Source organism: Streptomyces sp. NPDC021100 (assembly GCF_044333095.1).
Lineage (GTDB): Bacteria > Actinomycetota > Actinomycetes > Streptomycetales > Streptomycetaceae > Streptomyces.
The window spans coordinates 147,013-164,876 of record NZ_JBIRQH010000013.1; the positions used below are offsets into that span (position 1 = coordinate 147,013).

Annotated in this window: 16 protein-coding genes and 2 tRNA genes; 2 read left to right on the forward strand and 16 right to left on the reverse strand. The window is 72.6% G+C overall.

The features are described 5' to 3' along the window. Positions 1-445: 445 nt before the first annotated feature. The 8 genes from ACH4PU_RS23175 to ACH4PU_RS23210 form a co-directional block, all read right to left on the reverse strand. Positions 446-1,291: a DegV family protein gene (locus ACH4PU_RS23175; RefSeq protein ID WP_398275154.1), complete on the reverse strand. Its 846-nt coding sequence runs from the start codon at positions 1,289-1,291 to the stop codon at positions 446-448. A gap of 96 nt (positions 1,292-1,387) precedes the next feature. Then, complete coding sequence (locus tag ACH4PU_RS23180) at positions 1,388-2,098, reverse strand: hypothetical protein (protein ID WP_398275157.1); 711 nt, start codon at positions 2,096-2,098, stop codon at positions 1,388-1,390. Between the two features lie 183 nt (positions 2,099-2,281). After that, on the reverse strand, positions 2,282-5,158 hold the full coding sequence (gene leuS, locus ACH4PU_RS23185) for a leucine--tRNA ligase (RefSeq protein ID WP_398275160.1): 2,877 nt from the start codon (positions 5,156-5,158) through the stop codon (positions 2,282-2,284). 312 nt (positions 5,159-5,470) lie between these two features. After that, positions 5,471-7,447 (reverse strand): protease pro-enzyme activation domain-containing protein, encoded by a 1,977-nt coding sequence (locus ACH4PU_RS23190; protein ID WP_398275162.1) that lies wholly within the window; start codon positions 7,445-7,447, stop codon positions 5,471-5,473. A gap of 245 nt (positions 7,448-7,692) precedes the next feature. Beyond that, positions 7,693-7,765 (reverse strand) — tRNA-Ala (locus ACH4PU_RS23195). 151 nt (positions 7,766-7,916) lie between these two features. Further along, a complete protein-coding gene (locus ACH4PU_RS23200; protein ID WP_004944425.1) occupies positions 7,917-8,150 on the reverse strand; it encodes a hypothetical protein in 234 nt (77 codons plus the stop codon). A 4-nt stretch (positions 8,151-8,154) separates the two neighbouring features. Beyond that, positions 8,155-8,361 carry a hypothetical protein gene (locus ACH4PU_RS23205; protein WP_398275167.1) on the reverse strand — a complete coding sequence of 69 codons (207 nt, stop codon included), beginning with the start codon at positions 8,359-8,361 and terminating at the stop codon, positions 8,155-8,157. 67 nt (positions 8,362-8,428) lie between these two features. After that, positions 8,429-9,928 (reverse strand): MFS transporter, encoded by a 1,500-nt coding sequence (locus ACH4PU_RS23210; protein WP_398275170.1) that lies wholly within the window; start codon positions 9,926-9,928, stop codon positions 8,429-8,431. A 94-nt stretch (positions 9,929-10,022) separates the two neighbouring features. On the opposite strand from ACH4PU_RS23210, the gene ACH4PU_RS23215 reads away from it, so the two are divergent. Next, complete coding sequence (locus ACH4PU_RS23215) at positions 10,023-10,964, forward strand: helix-turn-helix transcriptional regulator (RefSeq protein WP_398275299.1); 942 nt, start codon at positions 10,023-10,025, stop codon at positions 10,962-10,964. Between the two features lie 70 nt (positions 10,965-11,034). On the opposite strand, the gene ACH4PU_RS23220 is transcribed toward ACH4PU_RS23215, so the two are convergent. The 7 genes from ACH4PU_RS23220 to ACH4PU_RS23250 form a co-directional block, all read right to left on the reverse strand. Continuing rightward, positions 11,035-11,107 (reverse strand) — tRNA-Ala (locus ACH4PU_RS23220). A gap of 135 nt (positions 11,108-11,242) precedes the next feature. Continuing rightward, positions 11,243-11,899, reverse strand: a complete 657-nt coding sequence (locus ACH4PU_RS23225) for a histidine phosphatase family protein (RefSeq protein ID WP_398275302.1) — start codon at positions 11,897-11,899, stop codon at positions 11,243-11,245. Beyond that, positions 11,896-12,336: a ribosome silencing factor gene (rsfS, locus tag ACH4PU_RS23230; RefSeq protein ID WP_398275173.1), complete on the reverse strand. Its 441-nt coding sequence runs from the start codon at positions 12,334-12,336 to the stop codon at positions 11,896-11,898. The genes ACH4PU_RS23225 and rsfS overlap by 4 nt, the downstream gene beginning before the upstream one ends. 104 nt (positions 12,337-12,440) lie before the next feature. Next, entirely contained in the window at positions 12,441-14,249 is a 1,809-nt protein-coding gene (locus tag ACH4PU_RS23235) for an LCP family protein (RefSeq protein WP_398275176.1), read from the reverse strand. A gap of 40 nt (positions 14,250-14,289) precedes the next feature. Further along, positions 14,290-14,901: a nicotinate-nucleotide adenylyltransferase gene (gene nadD, locus ACH4PU_RS23240; RefSeq protein ID WP_040889678.1), complete on the reverse strand. Its 612-nt coding sequence runs from the start codon at positions 14,899-14,901 to the stop codon at positions 14,290-14,292. Positions 14,902-14,963: 62 nt separating this feature from the next. Continuing rightward, positions 14,964-15,125: a hypothetical protein gene (locus ACH4PU_RS23245; protein WP_185945373.1), complete on the reverse strand. Its 162-nt coding sequence runs from the start codon at positions 15,123-15,125 to the stop codon at positions 14,964-14,966. Between the two features lie 111 nt (positions 15,126-15,236). After that, entirely contained in the window at positions 15,237-15,416 is a 180-nt protein-coding gene (locus ACH4PU_RS23250; protein ID WP_185945374.1) for a hypothetical protein, read from the reverse strand. A gap of 92 nt (positions 15,417-15,508) precedes the next feature. Between ACH4PU_RS23250 and ACH4PU_RS23255 the strand changes: the two genes are divergently transcribed. Beyond that, positions 15,509-16,681 (forward strand): M48 family metallopeptidase, encoded by a 1,173-nt coding sequence (locus ACH4PU_RS23255; protein ID WP_398275181.1) that lies wholly within the window; start codon positions 15,509-15,511, stop codon positions 16,679-16,681. A 25-nt stretch (positions 16,682-16,706) separates the two neighbouring features. Here the strand turns inward: ACH4PU_RS23255 and ACH4PU_RS23260 are convergent, their stop codons facing one another. Further along, the gene (locus tag ACH4PU_RS23260; protein WP_398275184.1) at positions 16,707-17,816 is read right to left on the reverse strand and encodes a hypothetical protein; all 1,110 of its coding nucleotides are present in this window, start codon (positions 17,814-17,816) and stop codon (positions 16,707-16,709) included. Positions 17,817-17,864 lie beyond the last annotated feature (48 nt).

Genomic DNA, 17,864 nt, shown 5'->3' on the forward strand with positions numbered 1-17,864 from the left:
GTGATTGCGAGCCGGGGGTGCGACCGGGGAGGTTACGGTGGGTGGTGGGTGAGGGGAGTGCCCCAGCCCCGCCCTTTCACCGTTTCTCCGGGGGCTCCGCCCCCGCGCCCCCAACTCTGCGCTCCAGGCTCCTCCGAGGCTCCGCCACGGGCCCCCGCCCCGCGGCCACGGCCCTCCTCGGGGGCTCCGCCCCGCCTGCCCCTGCACCCGCAAGCTTCCGGGACCCGCCCCGGGCCCCCGGGCCCACAGTCACAGCCCTCCTCGGGAGCTCCACCCCGTACCCCGGCCGTACGGTCGTGGGCCTCTCTGGGGCCCTACCCACGCACCCCCCAGCCCTACGCCCCCGGGCCCCGCGGCCCCTCCGTGCCCCCACCGCTCATTCCTCGGACACCGGGCGGAGCTGGGGGGAACTGGGGGAGGACTGTCCGGCCCCCGCCCCCACCCCCTACCGCGCCGACACCACCACCCCCAGCAGCCCCGGCCCCGTATGCGCCCCGATCACCGCGCCCACCTCGCTCACGTGCAACTCGCCCAGATTCGGGACCCGTTCGCGGAGATGGTCCGCCAGGTGGGTCGCACGATCGGGGGCGGCCAGGTGGTGTACGGCGATGTCGACGGGGGTGGAGCCGGCGTGGGTGAGGGCGATTTCCTCCAGGCGGGCCACGGCCCGGGAGGCGGTGCGGACCTTTTCGCGCAGGTCGATGCGGCCGTCGACGAGTTGGAGCAAGGGCTTGACCGCCAGCGCCGAGCCCAGCAGGGCCTGGGCGGCGCCGATGCGGCCTCCCCTGCGCAGGTAGTCGAGGGTGTCGACGTAGAAGAAGGCGGCCGTGCCCGCCGCGCGCTTCTCGGCGGCGGCCACCGCCTCGTCGAGCGTGCCGCCGGCCGAGGCCGTGTCGGCGGCGGCCAGGGCGCAGAAGCCGAGGGCCATCGCCACCATGCCCGTGTCGACGACCCGGACGGGGACCGGCGCCTCGCGGGCCGCGAGCAGTGCGGCGTCGTACGTGCCGGAGAACTCGGCGGACAGGTGGAGGGAGACCACGCCCTCCGCTCCGGATTCGGCCGCCGCCCGGTAGGCGGCGGCGAAGACCTCGGGGGCGGGCCGGGACGTCGTCACCGGCCGGCGTTTCTGCAGGGCGTGGGCGACCGAGCGGGCGGAGACCTCGGTGCCCTCCTCCAGGGCCGTGTCGCCCAGCACCACCGTCAGCGGCACGGACGTGATGCCGTGCCGCTCCATCGCCTGTCGGGGCAGGTAGGCCGTGGAATCGGTGACGATCGCGACATGGCGGGACATGAACCGGAGGTTACCCGCACGGCGGCGGGACAAGCAGCCCGGGCCGAGATGGTGATCGCTTCGGATCGCGGAGGCCGTCCTCGGGGCGGCCGCCGGTCAGCTCGTGCCCTCGGGGTGTCCGTTCTTCTGCCATTTCTCCCAAGGGCGGGCGTCTTTCCGCCACATGTCCTGTCCCGCTATCGCGGGCCGCGCCGACTCCGGTTCCGGTGAGGGTTCCGCTTCCCGCTTCGGCTCAGGAGTCGACGTGGCCCCCTCCGCGTCCACCGGCGTCCAGTGCCGCAGCGCCCCCGCCTCCATCCGGATCTGCTCGCTGAGGTCCGCCAGGTCGTCGTCCGAGAACCGGCGGGCGCGGTCCTGGGCGGCCCAGCGCAGCGAGTCCGCCGCCTGCCGGATGCGCTCCGTGCGCTCGCGCATCTCGGGAAGGGCGGCGTCCACCCGCTCGCGGCTGGGCTCGGTCTCCAGCCGCCGGAGGTCGTCGTCCAGCTCGTGGCCGTGGGCGCTCAGGCGCTCGAAGAGGGCGAGGGACTCGGACAGCGACGGGTCCTCGGGGGCGCGCAGCCGCAGCGCCTCCTGGGTGGCCCGCATCGTCGTCCGCAGGGACAGCCGCAGCTGGGCCACCTCGCCCGCGGCGCCCGGCACCGTGTACTGCCGGGCCTTGAGCCGGGTGTCCTCCACCGTGCGCCGGGCCTGGGTCACCGTGCGGTCCACGCCGCGCTTGACGGCCTTCACGGTCCGGACGGTCGCGACTACGGCGAGCGCGACGAGGACCGCGAAAATCAGGGCGATGATCACGGCCACGGCTTCCATGGGCGCTCCTCGACGGGCTCTCGGTCGGACCGGCGGGCCGGTCGGTTCACGGGTTCTTGAGGCACCTCTCCACGGTAAACGGCACGGGCAGGCCGTGGGTTCCATCGGAACCCCCAACCTGCCCGTAGGGGAAACCCCCGAGCCCCGGACGTCACACCCGGGACACCACCGAAGCCACCGACGTCACGCCGGAACGATGTTCACCAGCTTCGGCGCCCGCACGATCACCTTGCGGACGCCCGCCCCGCCCAGCGCCGCGACCACCGCGGGCTCGGCCAGCGCCACCCGCTCCAGCTCCTCCTCGGAGATCGACGGGGCGACCTCCAGCCGCGCCTTGACCTTGCCCTTGATCTGGACGACGCAGGTCACGGCCTCGTCGACCAGGTACGCGGGGTCGGCCACCGGGAAGTCCCGGTGCACGACGGACTCGGCGTGGCCCAGCCGGCGCCACAGCTCCTCCGCGATGTGCGGGGCCAGCGGCGCGACCAGCAGCACCAGCCGCTCCGCGACCGAGCGCGGCACCTCGGTCAGCTTGGTGACGTGGTTGTTCAGCTCGGTGATCTTGGCGATGGCGGTGTTGAAGCGCAGGTTGGCCATGTCCTGGCCGACACCGTCGATCGTCTTGTGCAGGACGCGCAGCGTCGCCTCGTCCGGCTCGGCGTCGACGACGGTGACCTCGCCGGTGTTCTCGTCGACGACGTTCCGCCACAGGCGCTGCAGCAGCCGGTACTGGCCGACGACGGCGCGGGTGTCCCAGGGGCGGGAGACGTCCAGGGGGCCCATCGCCATCTCGTACAGGCGCAGGGTGTCGGCGCCGTACTCGGAGCAGATCTCGTCCGGCGTGACGGCGTTCTTCAGGGACTTGCCCATCTTGCCCAGCAGCCGGGAGACCTTCTCGCCCTGGTACCAGTAGGCGCCGTCGCGCTCCTCGACCTCGGCGGCCGGCACGGCGATGCCGCGGGCGTCGCGGTAGACGTACGCCTGGATCATGCCCTGGTTGAACAGCTTGTGGAACGGCTCGGCCGAGGAGACGTGCCCCAGGTCGAACAGCACCTTGGACCAGAAGCGCGCGTACAGCAGGTGCAGCACGGCGTGCTCGGCGCCGCCGACGTACAGGTCGACGCCGCCGTGCGGCTTGTCCTCGCGCGGGCCCATCCAGTAGCGCTCGGCCTCGGGCGAGACCAGCCGCTCGTCGTTGTGCGGGTCCAGGTAGCGCAGCTCGTACCAGCAGGAACCGGCCCAGTTGGGCATGGTGTTGGTCTCGCGCCGGTAGGGCTTCACACCGTCGCCCAGGTCCAGCTCGACGTTGACCCAGTCCGCGTTGCGGGACAGCGGGGTCTCCGGCTCGGTGTCCGCGTCGTTCGGCTCGAAGGTGCGCGGCGCGTAGTCCTCGACCTCGGGCAGCTCCAGCGGCAGCATCGACTCGGGCAGCGCGTGGGCGACGCCGTCCTCGTCGTAGACGATCGGGAAGGGCTCGCCCCAGTAGCGCTGGCGGCTGAACAGCCAGTCGCGCAGCCGGAAGTTGACGGTGCCCTCGCCGATGCCCCGCTCGGTCAGCCAGGCGGCCACGCGGGCCTTGGCCTCGGGCACGACCAGCCCGTCCAGGGAGATCTCGGGGCCGGCCGAGTTGATGATCTCGGCTTCCTTGGAGTCGAAGGAGTCCGCCCACTCCGCCGGGTCGGTGCCCCGGTCGTCCGACGGCTTGACGACGCAGCGCATGGGCAGGTCGAAGGCGCGGGCGAAGGCGAAGTCGCGGCTGTCGTGCGCGGGGACGGCCATGATGGCGCCCGTGCCGTAGCCCATCAGGACGTAGTCGGCGACGAAGACGGGGATCCGGTCGCCGGTCGCCGGGTTGACGGCGTACGCGCCGGTGAAGACGCCGGTCTTCTCCTTGGCGTCGGCCTGCCGCTCGACGTCCGACTTGGCGGCGGCCTCCTTGCGGTACGCGGCGACGGCCTCGGCCGGGGTGGCGTGCCCGCCGGTCCAGTCCTCATGGGTGCCCTCGGGCCAGCTCGCCGGAACGACGGAGTCCTCGGTGACCAGCGGGTGCTCGGGCGCCAGCACCAGGTAGGTGGCGCCGAACAGGGTGTCGTGCCGGGTGGTGAAGACGGTGGCCTTCGCCCCCGGACGGCCGTCGATCGCGAAGTCGACGTGCGCGCCCTCGCTGCGGCCGATCCAGTTGCGCTGCTGCAGCTTGATGGCCTCGGGCCAGTCCAGCGCGTCCAGGTCGTCCAGCAGCCGGTCGCCGTAGGCGGTGATGCGCATGTTCCACTGGCGCAGCTTGGACTTGAAGACCGGGAAGTTGCCGCGCTCGGAACGGCCGTCGGCGGTGACCTCCTCGTTGGCCAGCACGGTGCCCAGACCCGGGCACCAGTTGACCGGCGCGTCGGAGGCGTACGCCAGGCGGTACTCGCCCAGCACGTCGGCGCGCTCGACGGCGCTCAGCTCACTCCACGAGCGCCCATCCGTCAGAGAGCGCTCCCCGCTCTCGAACTGCGCCACCAGCTCGGCGATCGGCCGGGCCTTCTTCGCGTCCTCGTCGAACCACGAGTTGAAGATCTGCAGGAAGATCCACTGCGTCCACTTGTAGTACTCGGGGTCGATCGTCGCGAACGACCGCCGCTTGTCGTGGCCCAGGCCCAGGCGGCGCAGCTGCGCCTTCATGTTCTCCATGTTGGCCTCGGTGGACACCCGCGGGTGGGTGCCGGTCTGCACCGCGTACTGCTCGGCGGGCAGGCCGAAGGCGTCGAAGCCCAGGGTGTGCAGGACGTTGTGGCCGGTCATCCGGTGGTACCGGGCGGTGACGTCCGTGGCGATGTAGCCCAGCGGGTGGCCGACGTGCAGGCCCGCGCCCGAGGGGTACGGGAACATGTCCATGATGAACTTGCGCGGCCGGGCCACGACCTCGGCGTCACCGGCCAGCTCGCCGTCCGGGTTGGGCGCCTCGTACGTCCCGTTCGCGTCCCAGAAGTCCTGCCAGCGTGCCTCGATGTCGGCGGCCAGCGCGGCCGTGTAGCGGTGCGGGGCAGCCACCTCGGCGGCGGTAGTGGTCTCGCTCATCGTCCTCAAAGCTCCATCGATCGTCGTCTCTGCCTGCGGTCGCGTCGCGGTCCCCGGGTCCCCTACGGGTCCGGAAACGAAAAATCCCCTCGCACAGGAGGGGACGCCGCGCCGATGCCGACCTGACCGGTCGGGATTGATCAGCGCGGCTCGCTAAGCAGGAGGCGTACGGCACGCATGGGGCCAGGTTACCGCAGGGGCCCCGAGGCCCGCACCGAGCCCGGGGCCGGTGCGGCGGGCCCCGGCGGCCTCAGCGGGCCTCGGACGGGCCGGACACCGCCCCCGCGGGAGCGACGGCGTCCGGCCCCGCGCTCAGCGCCGGTGTCCGGGCACGTACGACGTGACGTAGTCACGTCCCGGCGAACCGACGCCGGTCACGTCGTCGTAGCCGACGGTCGCCGAGAGCGAGCCGTCGTCGCCCAGGCTGCGCAGCGACACCGTGGTGCCGCCCTTGGCGTCGACACCGTTGTTGAAGTCGACGCGGACGTTGCCGATGCCCTGGCCCTTGCCGAGCGGGTGGTCGGTGACGTCGTGGTACGCGGCGGTGCCGTAGCGGTCGTAGATGCCGGGGTTGGCGAAGCCGATCGGCACGCCGTGCCGGGCCTGCTGGGCCAGCGCCTGCACGCCGGCGATCACCGGGGCGGCGAGCGAGGTGCCGCCGATGCGGTACTCGCCGTACTTCACGGACTTGTCCGGGAAGGTCTGCGTCTGGCCGACCAGGAAGCCGGTGGTGGAGTCGGCGACCGCCGCGATGTCCGGTCCGACGCGCATCGGCTTGGCCGCGCCGTCGGCCTTGGCGAGCGCGTCGGGGACCACGCCGCGCTGGTAGTACGGCTGCTCGAAGATCTTGCTGGTGCCGCCGCCGGCCCCGCCGGTGAACTCGCCCGGGAAGCCGCTCCAGGTGCGCCCGTCCTTCGACAGCGGCGCCTTGTGGGTGCCCCAGCCGGTCTCCCACAGGTAGTGGTCGCCCTTGCCGACGGCCAGCGAGGTGCCGCCGACGGAGGTCACCCACGGCGAGTTGGCCGGGGTGTCGACCGTCTTCTCGCCGTGCTTGTGGCTGTTGTCGCCGTCGTCGCCGGACGAGAAGTAGAAGCCGATGCCCTCCACGGCGCCCTGCTGGAAGACGTGGTCGTAGGCGGTGGCGATGTCCGGCGTCTCGTGGGTCTCGATGTCGCTCCAGGAGTTGGAGACGATGTCGGCCAGCCGGTTGTCGACGATCTTGTGCAGCGAGTCGATCAGGTCGTCGTCCTGGCAGGAGGCCCCGGCCACGTAGACGATGTCCGACTCGGGGGCCACCGCGTGCACGGCCTCGATGTCGAGGGTCTCCTCGCCGTACCAGCCGGCCGCGTCGCACTCCTCGGGCGAGCCGTGCTTCCAGTCGGCGGGCAGCACCTGCGAGAACTGGCCCTTGCGGTACGCCTTGTCGCCGTTGCGCTTCGCGTACTGCTCGATGTCCTTGGCGATCGTCGGCGAGGCGTACGCGTCGGTGATCGCGACCGTGACGCCCTTGCCGGTGAAGTTCTTGGCGCCGTACGCGGCCCGCAGCTGCTTGCCGGTGTAGCCCTTGATCGCGTACGGGGCGTGGCCGCCGTAGGCCGACGGCAGGCTCTTGTTCACGTTCGAGCCGTAGTACGTCGAGAACGGACCGGCGTTGACGAACGCGGCGCTCGGTCCGGGCAGGGACTCGTCCCGGTGGGCGCGCCGCGGGGCGTCGTTGAGGCCGACGACGGTGAGGACCGCGCCGTGCAGGGAGGCGGGGACGGAGGCGGTCGAGGACGGCGCGTGATACGTCCGGCCGTCCTTGACGTAGTCGTGCAGCCGGGTGCCGAACGCCTTCTGCACCGCCGCGGCGTCACCGGTGACGGTGACGTAGTGCTCGTTGGTGCCGGTCACCTTGAGGCCCGCGGACTGCAGCCATCCGGTGACCTCGGCTATCTGCCCCCTGGTCGGGCCGAAACGATCCTTCGCCTGGCCTGCCGTCAGGTACTTGCCGTAGGAGGCGGACCGGGGGTCGGAGACGGCCCGGGCGTAGGCGGCGAGCCCCTTGGCGTCCCGGCCGGCGAGGTAGACGCGGGCGGTGACGGCCTTCTTCGCCGAGGTGGCGCCCCGGTCGGCGGCGACCGTGGCCCACCCGGGCTTGGTGCCGGCCAGCGACTGCCGGGCGGGCGGTCCGCTGTCGGCGCCGGCGGTGGGCGCGCCGAGCGCCAGCACTCCGGTCACCAAGGGCAGCGCGGCGGCCAGGGCCAGGCCCGCGCGGGCTCCGGAGTGACGAGAACGGCGAGATCTCATAAAACCCCCTGCGATGCGATGAGTCGCGTGTGGTCATGTGTGACGGCCGCGTCGGAAGCGGCGCGCACACGGCACGTCACTCTTTCGGCGAACGGTTCATGCAGGGGACATGTGTTCGCCAACAAGCGGGCAAGGAAGGGTCATGAACATGCAAGAAGCGCGCGAGCCCCGGAAAGAGTGATCGCAAGAAGGGGACCGCACAACGAAAAGCGGGCCGCCCTTTCGGACGACCCGCTCATCTTCTGTGGAGCTAAGGAGAATTGAACTCCTGACCTCCTGCATGCCATGCAGGCGCTCTACCAACTGAGCTATAGCCCCTTGTTCTCTTGTCCGCCGCCCGGGCTTTCCCGCCGTTTCCGGCCGGTTCCCCCTGGCGACATCGACTACATTACACGGACCCCCCTGCCATCTGCCAAATCGGTGGTTCCCCTGGTCGGTTTCGCCCGATTTGCCCGAGGGTTCGGGGTCCTCACGCGGTCGCGAACGAGTAGAACCGCTTCAGCGCGCAGTGCTCGTCGAGCAGCCGCCCGTAGATCGGTTCCCCCTCGAGCTCGCGGTAGGTCTCGATGGGGTCGCCTTTTATGATCAGCGCCCGTGCGCACTCGACGCACCAGTACTGGTAGTCGGCGTTGATCGGTTCCATGTCGCGAACGATGGGCGTCCCGCTGCCGCACCAGTCGCATTTCCGGCTGTGTGCACCCATTCACTCAGCTCCAGCTGTGGCCGCAGGCCGTGCGGACGTACGAAACACCGCCGTTGTCGCCGAGCACCTGGGCCACCTGAGCGGATCCACAAGCCGGGCATTGGAGGGCGGTCACTCCGGGAGATCCGGGAATCCCGGAAAACCCGGAAGCTCCGGGAACGGCGGGCACTCCGGGAAGGGCGTCGGTCGTCGCGAACACGCACCCCGGCATGTCAGCTTCCCTCCCCTTCACCCGTCCGCGCCCGGCCGTCCGATTCTGCCACGGGACGGGCGCCGGGTCAGCGCCGCCGACGCAGCAGGGCCGTCCCCACCGCGGCCACCGCCGTGCCCGCCAGCGCCAGCGAGGTGACCCACACCCCGTGCGCCGAGGAGGCCGCCGTCCCTCCGCCGGCCTCGGCGAGGTAGACGGCACCGTAGACGGCCACCCCGGTGAGCAGGCCGAGCTGGCTGGTGGTGGTGAGCAGTCCGCTGGCGTCGGCGGCGTGCTCCGGCCGCACCCCGGCCAGCGTACGGCCGAGCGTCGGGCTGAAGGCCAGGCCGAGCCCGCCACCGCCGCCGAGCAGCACCAGGTACAGCCACAGGCCGCCGTCGCCGCCGTCGCGCAGGACCAGCCCGGTGCCCGCGAAGGAGACCGCCGCCAGCAGCAGCCCGGCCGTGGGCAGGGCACCGTGCCAACGCTCGGGGAGCCTGCGCCAGTTGAGACCGACGCCGCCGAAGGCCACCGCCGTGGGCAGGAAGGTCAGCCCGGTGCGCAGCGGCCCGAAGCCGAGCCCGCTCTGCAGGTGCAGGGAGAGCGACAGGAGGACGCCGGCGTTCATCGCCATGGTGAGCCCGAGCCGCGCCACCGCCTGCGGCACACCCGGCGCCCGCAGCACCACGGGGGCGATCAGCGGCGCCCCGCCACGGCGGGCCAGCCGCGCCTCGTACCCGGCGAAGGCCGCCGCGAGCACGGCGCAGAGCGCGAACGACAGCCAGGTCCACAGCGGCCAGTCCTGCTCCTCGCCCAGCACCATCGGCACCGTGAAGCACATGACGGCCGCCGCGAGCAGCACCAGGCCCGGCAGGTCGAGCCCCCGCGCGCGCTCTCCGGCGCGCGGCTCGTCGCGGGGCATCAGTCGGACGCCCAGGAGGAGGAGCAGCAGCCCGATCGGCACGTTGACCAGGAAGACCGGCCGCCAGCTCCAGCCGAACAGGTCCGCGCCGATCAGCAGGCCGCCGACGATCATCCCGATCGCGGCGCCGGAGGCGATCACGGCCGAGAAGAGGCCGAGCGCCCGGGCCCGCGCGGGGCCGTCGTAGGTGCGCTGGATCAGGCTCAGCACCTGCGGCAGCATCACGGCCGCGCCGGCGCCCTGGACGAACCGGAAGGCGATCAGCGCCCCGGTGCCGTCGGCCAGTCCGCAGCACAGCGAGGCCAGGGTGAACAGGGCGAGTCCGGCGAGGAAGACCCGCCGGTGGCCGTGGCGGGCGCCGAGCCGGGCGCCCGTGATCAGCAGCACCGCATAGCTGATCGTGTAGCCGGCGACGACCAGTTGCAGCCCGGAACCGGACGCGTGCAGCTCCGTCCGGATGGTCGCGGTGGCGACGTTGACCACGAACGAGTCGAGGATCGCCATGAACTGGCCGAGCAGCACGATCAGCAGCAGCCAGCCGGGCCGCACGGGCCTGCCGGGCCTACGGGCACCGGCGCCGTTGTCAGTGGGGTCCGCTTCACTGGAACCCGGCACTTCACCGGGGCCGGGAACGGACGTCGTTCGGGGGGACGGAATCGTGGACATGCCCTACAGGCTGTGTTCGGACGGGTACGGGTGGCGAGAGCCCGCCACACCTATTACCAGCGGCACCTGGCGGCATTCCCGCGCCGCGATGACCATGGGGGACGTGACGACGATGGCGACGCTGAACGGACGCAGGCGAACGGAGCTGGCCGCCTTCCTGCGCGGTCGGCGGGCGAGGGTGAGACCGACCGACGTGGGCATCCCCGAGGGCCTGCGCCGGCGCACCCCCGGCCTCCGGCGCGAGGAGGTGGCGCAGCTCTCCGGGGTCGGCATCACCTGGTACACCTGGCTGGAACAGGGCCGCCCCATCAACGCCAGCGTGCAGGTGCTGGACGCCATCGCCCGGACGCTGCGCCTGGACGAGAACGAGCGCGAGCACCTCTACCAGCTGGCCGAAGTCCCGTACGCGCCGCGGCGGGTGGCCGACGCGGACGCGGTCGGCCCGGCGGTGCAGGCGGTCGTGGACGCCCTCGGCCCGAACCCGGCCGTCGTCTACAACGCCCGCTACGACGTGCTGGCCACCAACGCGTCCTACCGCGCCCTCTTCCCGCTGGTGTACCTGACGGCCGACTGGAAGGCCAACGTCCTCTGGCAGCTGTTCGCCCGGCCCGAATGCTGCAGCCCGGTCGTCGACCGGGAGGCGGAACTGCCGCTGCTGGTGGCCACGTTCCGCGGGGCGTACGGGCGGCACGTCGGCGAGCCGGCGTGGGAGGAGTTCCTGCGCCTGCTCACCACGTCCAGCGAGGAGTTCCGCCGGCTGTGGGAGGCCGGGGACGTCATCCCGCCGGGCCGTCGCACCAAGGTCATGCGGCACGCCTCGGTGGGCGAGCTCCGGCTGGTCTCCACCTCGCTCGCGCTGGCCGAGGCGCCCGAGACGCGCGTGGTGGTCTACACCCCGGAGGACGCGGAGACCGCCCGCCTCCTGGCCGCGCTGGCCGCCCTGGAGGACCCGCTGGTGGGCTGCCCGGAGCACGGCATGCGGCTGTCGGAGATACGGGGCCGGCTGGCGGAGAAGGAGCCGCAGGGGGTGCGGTGACCGCGGGCCCGGCGGGGCGGAAAGCGAAGATCCCGCCCGGTCGTGCCGACCGGACGGGATCCCTTTTCTGTGGAGCTAAGGAGAATTGAACTCCTGACCTCCTGCATGCCATGCAGGCGCTCTACCAACTGAGCTATAGCCCCGCTGTTCTCGGCTCCCCCGGAGGTTTTCCCCCGCGTTCCCCGCGAACAAGAAGAACTTTAGCCTGCCACCTGCCCGAATGGGAAATCGGGCCCGGTGGCGGGCCCGCCCCACGGAACGAGGGGCTCCGGGAGGGCTCAGTCGTCGTCGCCGAGGACCGGCTCCGGCAGGGTGCCCGCGTTGTGCTCCAGCAGCCGCCAGCCGCGCGCGCCCTCGCCGAGGACGGACCAGCAGCAGTTGCTGAGCCCGCCCAGCGCCTCCCAGGAGAGCGGGTCCAGCCCGAGCAGCCGCCCGATGGTGGTGCGGATGGTGCCGCCGTGGCTGACGACGACGAGCGTGCCGCCGTCCGGCAGCCGATCGGCATGGGCCAGGACGACGGGGGCCGCCCGCTCGGCGACCTCGGTCTCCAGCTCGCCGCCGCCCCGCCGCACGGGCTCCCCGCGCTTCCAGGCCGCGTACTGCTCGCCGTACCGCTCGCTGATCTCCTCGTGCGTGAGGCCCTGCCAGGACCCGGCGTACGTCTCGCGCAGCCCGGGGTGGTGGGTGATCTCCAGGCCGGTGAGCGCCGCCAGCTCGGCGGCGGTGCCGGCGGCGCGCCGGAGGTCGGAGGCGACGACGGCGTCGGGCTTCATCGCCGCCAGCAGCCGGGCCGCCCGGCGCGCCTGGGCGACGCCGGTCTCCGTCAGCTCGATGTCCGTGGTGCCCTGGAAGCGGCGTTCCACGTTCCAGGCCGTCTGGCCGTGCCGCCACAGGACGACGCGGCGGCCCCGGCCGCCTCCCCTGCTGCCGTTCAGCTCAGCTCACCGTCCAGCCCGTCGGCGGCCTCCTGGGCGCGGGCGTGCTCCGCGGCCTTGCCGCGGGTGGCCACCGCGTCGGCGGGCAGCTCCATCTCGGGGCAGTCCTTCCACAGCCGCTCCAGGGCGTAGAAGACGCGCTCCTCGCTGTGCTGGACGTGCACGACGATGTCCATGTAGTCCAGGAGCACCCAGCGCGCGTCACGGTCGCCCTCGCGCCGGACCGGCTTGGCGCCCAGCTCCTTGAGCAGCCGCTCCTCGATCTCGTCGACGATCGACTTGACCTGGCGGTCGTTGGGAGCCGAGGCCAGCAGGAAGGCGTCGGTGATCGACAGCACGTCGCTGACGTCGTACGCGACGATGTCATGCGCGAGCTTGTCGGCGGCAGCCTGGGCGGCGGCCTGAATGAGCTGTGCGGAGCGGTCCGTGGCGGTCACTGGCCATGCTTTCGGTAGAGAGCGGGTACGCCCTCAAGGGTCTCACGACCCGCCGCGGCCCCTCCCGGGCTTTCCCGGCGCTCCCCGCACCGGCACGGCGCCGCTCAGCCCTTGTAGTTCCTGCCGAGCACCACGGTCACGTCCGCGTTGGCCGCGACGTCCGACGCCTGCCCCTTCCGTACCGCGCCGGCCGGCAGCCCCAGCGTCTTGGCGACCTCCTTGGCGTCCGCCGCCCGCTTGTCGTCCGTGTAGTAGACGGTGGAGGCGCCCGCCGCGGCGGCCGTGCCCGCGTCGAGGTAGGTGTAGCCGCCGTTGACCAGGGCGACCCGGGCCGCGCCCGCGCCGGCCGCGCCGCCTGTGGCGTTCTTCACGCTGACCCGGGGCGTGCTGCCGGCGCCCGCGCTCCCCACCGCGCCGCCGAGCACCTCCTTCACCACGCCGTCCGCCTCCTCTCCGCCGAGGGTGCCGTCCTGCCGCACGGGCAGCACGGTGGTGCGGTACGCGCCCGCCTTGGCGCGGGCCGCGAGCTGGGCCAGGGAGGCGCCGAGCTGCGGGACGGAGAGCGACGGGTCGGGGATCTGCGCCAGCGCCTCGACCGTGGTGGTCGCGGCCTTGGGGTCGGTGGACATCTTCTTCAGGACGGCCTGCATGACCTGCCCGAACCGGCTGAGCTGCCGGTCGGGGGCCTCGCCCGGCGCCCGGTGGGTGGCGTAGGCGACGGCCGCCTGGCCGTTGAGGCTCTGCCCGGCGCCCCGCCGCACCAGCGGGTCGTCACCCGGCTTGGCCCCGGGAACGTCCGTGTCCGCGTCCACCGTCACCCCGCCGACGAGCTGGACGAGGTTCTCCAGGTACGGGGTGTCCAGCCGCCAGCTGCCCTTGATCCGCGAACCGAGCAGGGTGTTGAGGGCGTCACGGGTGCCCCCGGTGCCCGCCTCCTGCACGGACTTGCCGAGGGTCGTGGACCCGCCGCCCTCCTTGGCGACGGCGAGCGCGTTGGGCAGCAGGACGGCGGTGGCCTTCTTCGTCGTCGCGTTGTCGACGAGCAGGACCGTCGAGCTGCCGCCGCCCTTGGTCTGCCGCAGGTGGACGACGATGACGTCGCGCTTCTGCCCGGTGCCCGCCGAGGCGCCGCCGTCCTTGTCGTCGCCGCCCGCCAGGAAGAGGTAGCCGAGCACTCCGCCCAGGACCAGCACGAACGCCACGGCGAGCGCGACGTAGCGGTTGCGGCCCCGGCGCTTGCGCTCGTCCCGGCGCTCGGTGCGGCTCTCGCTGAACTTCAGCCAGTCGATGACGTCCTCGGCGTCCTCGTCCGGCGCCTCGACGAAGGAGAACTGCTCGGTGCGGTAGCCCGGGGCCTCCGCCGGGTCGTCGTCGGGCGCCTGCCGCGGCTCGGGGACGGCTCCGGCCGGTGCCGCGCCCTCCGCGCCGCCGGGGGACTCCGCGCGTCCGGCGCGGTCCGCCTGCCGGGGGATCCACTCCTGCGGGTGCTCGTCGTCGACGGCGGGAGTCTGGGCCTGCCGCTGTACTTGGACGTGGCCTTGCGACTGGGTGTATCCCTGCTGCTGCTGGAACGCGGGGTACTCCTGCGCCTGCTGGTACCCGCCCTGGCCACCGCCGCCGACGCTCTGTCCGCCGGCGCCCTGGCCCCCGACGGCGTACGGGTCGTAGCCGCCGTACCCCTGTCCGTACCCCTGCCCGTAGTCCTGACCGCTCCCCTGCTGCTGCACCGGGGCGTCGAACCCGGCGAGCGGCCTGCCGTAGGCGTCGTACGCCATCCGCGGATCGTCCGGACGGTGGACCGGGCCGCCGTAGGCGTCGTAGCCGTACACCTGCGGCTGCTGTCCGTACGGATCCCCGGCGTGGGGGTCATGCGCGTGAGGATCGTGCGCGTACGGGTCCTGGCGGTCGTTCAACGGTGCCCCTCGATGGCGCTGGAGCCGGTTCGGCCGGATGTCAGCCGTCGTGACGGTACAGCTTGCGCTTGGCGATGTAGCGCACGACACCGTCCGGCACCAGATACCAGACGGGCTCGCCCTCGGCCACGCGCGCGCGGCAGTCGGACGAGGAGATCGCGAGGGCCGGCACCTCGACGAACGAGACCCGGTCGTCCGGCAGCCCCGGGTTGGCCAGTATGTGCCCGGGGCGCGTGACGCCGATGAAATGGGCGAGGGAGAACAGCTCGTCCGTGTTGTGCCAGGTGAGGATCTGCGCGAGCGCGTCCGCACCGGTGATGAAGAACAGGTCCGCGTCGTCGTTGAGGGCGCGCAGGTCCCGGAGCGTGTCGACGGTGTACGTCGGTCCCCCGCGGTCGATGTCGATCCTGCTCACCGAGAACTGCGGGTTGGACGCCGTGGCGATGACCGTCATCAGGTAGCGGTCCTCGGCCGGGGACACCGCCTTGTGGCTCTTCTGCCAGGGGTGGCCGGTCGGGACGAACACCACCTCGTCCAGGTGGAACTGCGAGGCGACCTCACTCGCGGCGACCAGGTGGCCGTGGTGGACCGGATCGAACGTCCCGCCCATGACGCCGAGCCGCCGCTTCGCGGGCTCTGTCTGCTCTTCCATGCGTGCAGACCCTACTGGGCACGGCGGAACACCGGCCCTGCGGGGAGGTGCGCCCCGGCCGGTCAGCGGTCCCGGTTGAAGCGGGTGGTCACGTAGAGCAGGAGCAGCAGGATGAAGAGCGCGGCGCCGCCGGTGACGTAGGGGCTGAGGCTCTCGTGGGTGTCGACGTGCTCGCTCTCGGAAGCGAGCGTGACCAGGGCCGAGTGGGCTGAGGTGAGGGACATCGTCGGCAGGACCTCTCCGGAGGCGATCGGTTGGAGACTTCCGCCACATCGTATGCGGACGTGGTCGTCGGGCTCACGCCGACTCCGCGCGGCGGCGCCGGCGCCGCGCCGTCAGCCCTTCTTGCGGTACCCGCGGAGCAGCAGCCAGGCGGTGAGCGGCACGCCGATCAGGGCGACGATGACGACCGTGCGCAGCACCGGCCCCGGCCCCTGGTCGTGGGCGGAGACGGCCAGCGTCCCGGTGAACGCCGGGGACGCCGCGAGGTGGGTGAAACCCTGGAGAGCGGACATGCCTCCACGGTAGCCCTGTCAGTGGCAGCGCCTAGGGTGGGGTCCGTCAGCCGGGGGACGGGCCACGATCGAGCCCAGTTGAGGGGGTCGCCATGAGTGACAGCAACGCCGCGAACGGCTCCGGACGCGCGGAGGGGGACGCGGAGGGGCGCGTTCCGGGCCGCGACCGGAGGCGTTTCCCGGACATCTCGTCCCGGGCGTACGAGCACCCCGCGGACCGCTCCGCCTTGGTCGCGCTGCGCAAGCTCAGCGGTTTCGACACCGTGTTCAAGGCCCTCAGCGGCCTGCTGCCGGAGCGCAGCCTGCGACTGCTGTTCCTGTCCGACTCGGTGCGGGTGAGCGACCAGCAGTTCCCGCACCTGCACACGATGCTCCTGGACGCCTGCTACATCCTGGACCTGCCCAAGGTCCCGCCGATGTACGTCACCCAGGACCCTCAGCCCAACGCCATGTGCGTCGGCCTCGACGAGCCGGTCATCGTGGTGACGACGGGCCTGGTCGAGCTGCTGGACGAGGAGGAGATGCGGGCGGTCGTGGGCCACGAGGTGGGCCACGCCCTTTCGGGCCACTCGGTCTACCGCACGATCCTGCTGTTCCTGACGAACTTCGCGCTGAAGGTGGCCTGGATCCCGCTGGGCGGCATAGCGATCACGGCGATCGTGACGGCGCTGCGCGAGTGGTTCCGCAAGTCGGAGCTGTCGGCGGACCGGGCCGGGCTGCTGGTGGGCCAGGACCTCCGGGCGTCGCTGCGCGGCCTGATGAAGCTGGCGGGCGGCAATCACCTGCACGAGATGAACGTGGACGCCTTCCTCGCCCAGGCCGCCGAGTACGAGGCGGGCGGCGATCTGCGGGATTCCGTCCTGAAGATCATGAACGTGCTGCCGCGCAGCCACCCGTTCGCCACCGTGCGGGCGGCCGAGCTCAAGCGCTGGGCGGAGAGCCGGGACTTCCAGCGGCTGATGGACGGCCACTACCCGCGGCGCGCGGAGGACAAGGACGCGTCCATAACGGACTCCTTCCGCGAGTCGGCCAACCACTACGCGGAGTCCGTGCGGTCGAGCAAGGACCCGCTGATGGGGCTGGTCCGGGACATCGCGGGCGGAGCCAACGACCTGGGCAGCCGGCTCCGGGACACCTTCACCGGGCGCTCCGGCGGCGGCCCTAAGGACACGCCGCGGGACGCGACGGACGGTCCGCGGGACCCGAAGGACGGGCCGCGCGACGAGCCCCGGGACGAGCCGCGCGACGGCGGGGACGAGGGCTGACGGGAACGGGAGACAGGCGGCGCGGTCAGCGTCCCGGCGGGGCCGGCCCGCCCGCCGGGGCCAGGGGTCCCGGCGCCAGCACGCCGCACAGTCCGACGGACGGACGGCCCGTCGCGTAGGGGTCGGTGAGGGGCTGCCGGCTGTTGTCCGCGGTGCGGCCGGCCAGGACGGGCCGCAGGTACGCCGCGTCGTCCGCGCCGCAGGACTCCGGCCCCGCCTCGACCGTGCTCCGCAGCACCTGCACATGGTGGTCCTGGAGGTCGTCGCGATCGAAGCGGAAGCGGACGATCCGGCGGACGGTGAACAGCGAGGTGTCCGCGGCCGCCCCCGCCTTCGCCGGTCCCGTGCCCGCCGGACGGACGGCGTAGACGAAGGTGTGGTCGGCGGAGACCTCCAGCGCGGCCGGGGAGGCCTCGGTGAGGGAGAAGGCGCCCCCGACCCGGACGGGGGCGTCGTCGACGGCCACCTGGGCGGGGTCGAAGCGGACCACCCAGCCGGTGATCGCGTGCTGTCCGTCGGCCGCGGGCCGCTCGAAGCTGCGGTCGTACTGCTCCACCTGCGAGGGGGCGAGCAGCACGCGCACGGCCCGGCCGTCGCCGCCGCCGAGCAGCTCCCGGTCCAACGCGGACCTGACCGTGTACTCCTTGGCGGTGGCGAGGGCGGCCATCACCAGCCCCTCGGAGAAGTTCTGGGTGCGCCGCACGTCCGGCAGGGTCACGCCCTCCGCGCCCTCCTCGAACCGCTGGGCCGGGCTGCCGGCGAAGAGCCGCGCCGCGGGCCCGCCGGGCACCGTCCCGCGCGGGGCGAGCGGTATCACCGTGGTCTGCAGCGGCTCGGCGGACGGCGGCCTGGGGTCCTTGTAGGGGTGGCGCAGCCCCATGTAGACGGCCGTGCCGAAGGCCAGCGCGATCAGCAGGACGAGGAGCAGCAGCTGGCGGGAGGCGCCGAGCCGGGCCCAGACGTGCCGGGTGCGCACGGCGGGGGCGTGGTCGCCGAGCCGCTCCCGGGCCGAGGACTCCTGGAGGCGGGCAGCCCGGACGAACGATTCGTCGAAGACGACCGACCGGTACTCTTCGTCACCACCTCCCGGGGCACCCTCGGGCGTCCCCTCAGGCGGGTCTCCAGGCCCTTCCATACCTCAAGGGTAGGTCGCCGGGCCCGTCCGTAAACGCGCTGGTACACG

Excerpts from the sequence above, each read along its gene's own strand:
- ACH4PU_RS23175 (WP_398275154.1), bottom strand. The coding sequence starts at position 1,291 with ATGTCCCGCCATGTCGCGATCGTCACCGATTCCACGGCCTACCTGCCC.
- ACH4PU_RS23180 (WP_398275157.1), bottom strand. The coding sequence starts at position 2,098 with ATGGAAGCCGTGGCCGTGATCATCGCCCTGATTTTCGCGGTCCTCGTC.
- leuS (WP_398275160.1), bottom strand. The coding sequence starts at position 5,158 with ATGAGCGAGACCACTACCGCCGCCGAGGTGGCTGCCCCGCACCGCTAC.
- ACH4PU_RS23190 (WP_398275162.1), bottom strand. The coding sequence starts at position 7,447 with ATGAGATCTCGCCGTTCTCGTCACTCCGGAGCCCGCGCGGGCCTGGCC.
- ACH4PU_RS23200 (WP_004944425.1), bottom strand. The coding sequence starts at position 8,150 with ATGGGTGCACACAGCCGGAAATGCGACTGGTGCGGCAGCGGGACGCCC.
- ACH4PU_RS23205 (WP_398275167.1), bottom strand. The coding sequence starts at position 8,361 with ATGCCGGGGTGCGTGTTCGCGACGACCGACGCCCTTCCCGGAGTGCCC.
- ACH4PU_RS23210 (WP_398275170.1), bottom strand. The coding sequence starts at position 9,928 with ATGTCCACGATTCCGTCCCCCCGAACGACGTCCGTTCCCGGCCCCGGT.
- ACH4PU_RS23215 (WP_398275299.1), top strand. The coding sequence starts at position 10,023 with ATGGGGGACGTGACGACGATGGCGACGCTGAACGGACGCAGGCGAACG.
- nadD (WP_040889678.1), bottom strand. The coding sequence starts at position 14,901 with ATGGAAGAGCAGACAGAGCCCGCGAAGCGGCGGCTCGGCGTCATGGGC.
- ACH4PU_RS23245 (WP_185945373.1), bottom strand. The coding sequence starts at position 15,125 with ATGTCCCTCACCTCAGCCCACTCGGCCCTGGTCACGCTCGCTTCCGAG.
- ACH4PU_RS23250 (WP_185945374.1), bottom strand. The coding sequence starts at position 15,416 with ATGTCCGCTCTCCAGGGTTTCACCCACCTCGCGGCGTCCCCGGCGTTC.
- ACH4PU_RS23255 (WP_398275181.1), top strand. The coding sequence starts at position 15,509 with ATGAGTGACAGCAACGCCGCGAACGGCTCCGGACGCGCGGAGGGGGAC.
- ACH4PU_RS23260 (WP_398275184.1), bottom strand. The coding sequence starts at position 17,816 with ATGGAAGGGCCTGGAGACCCGCCTGAGGGGACGCCCGAGGGTGCCCCG.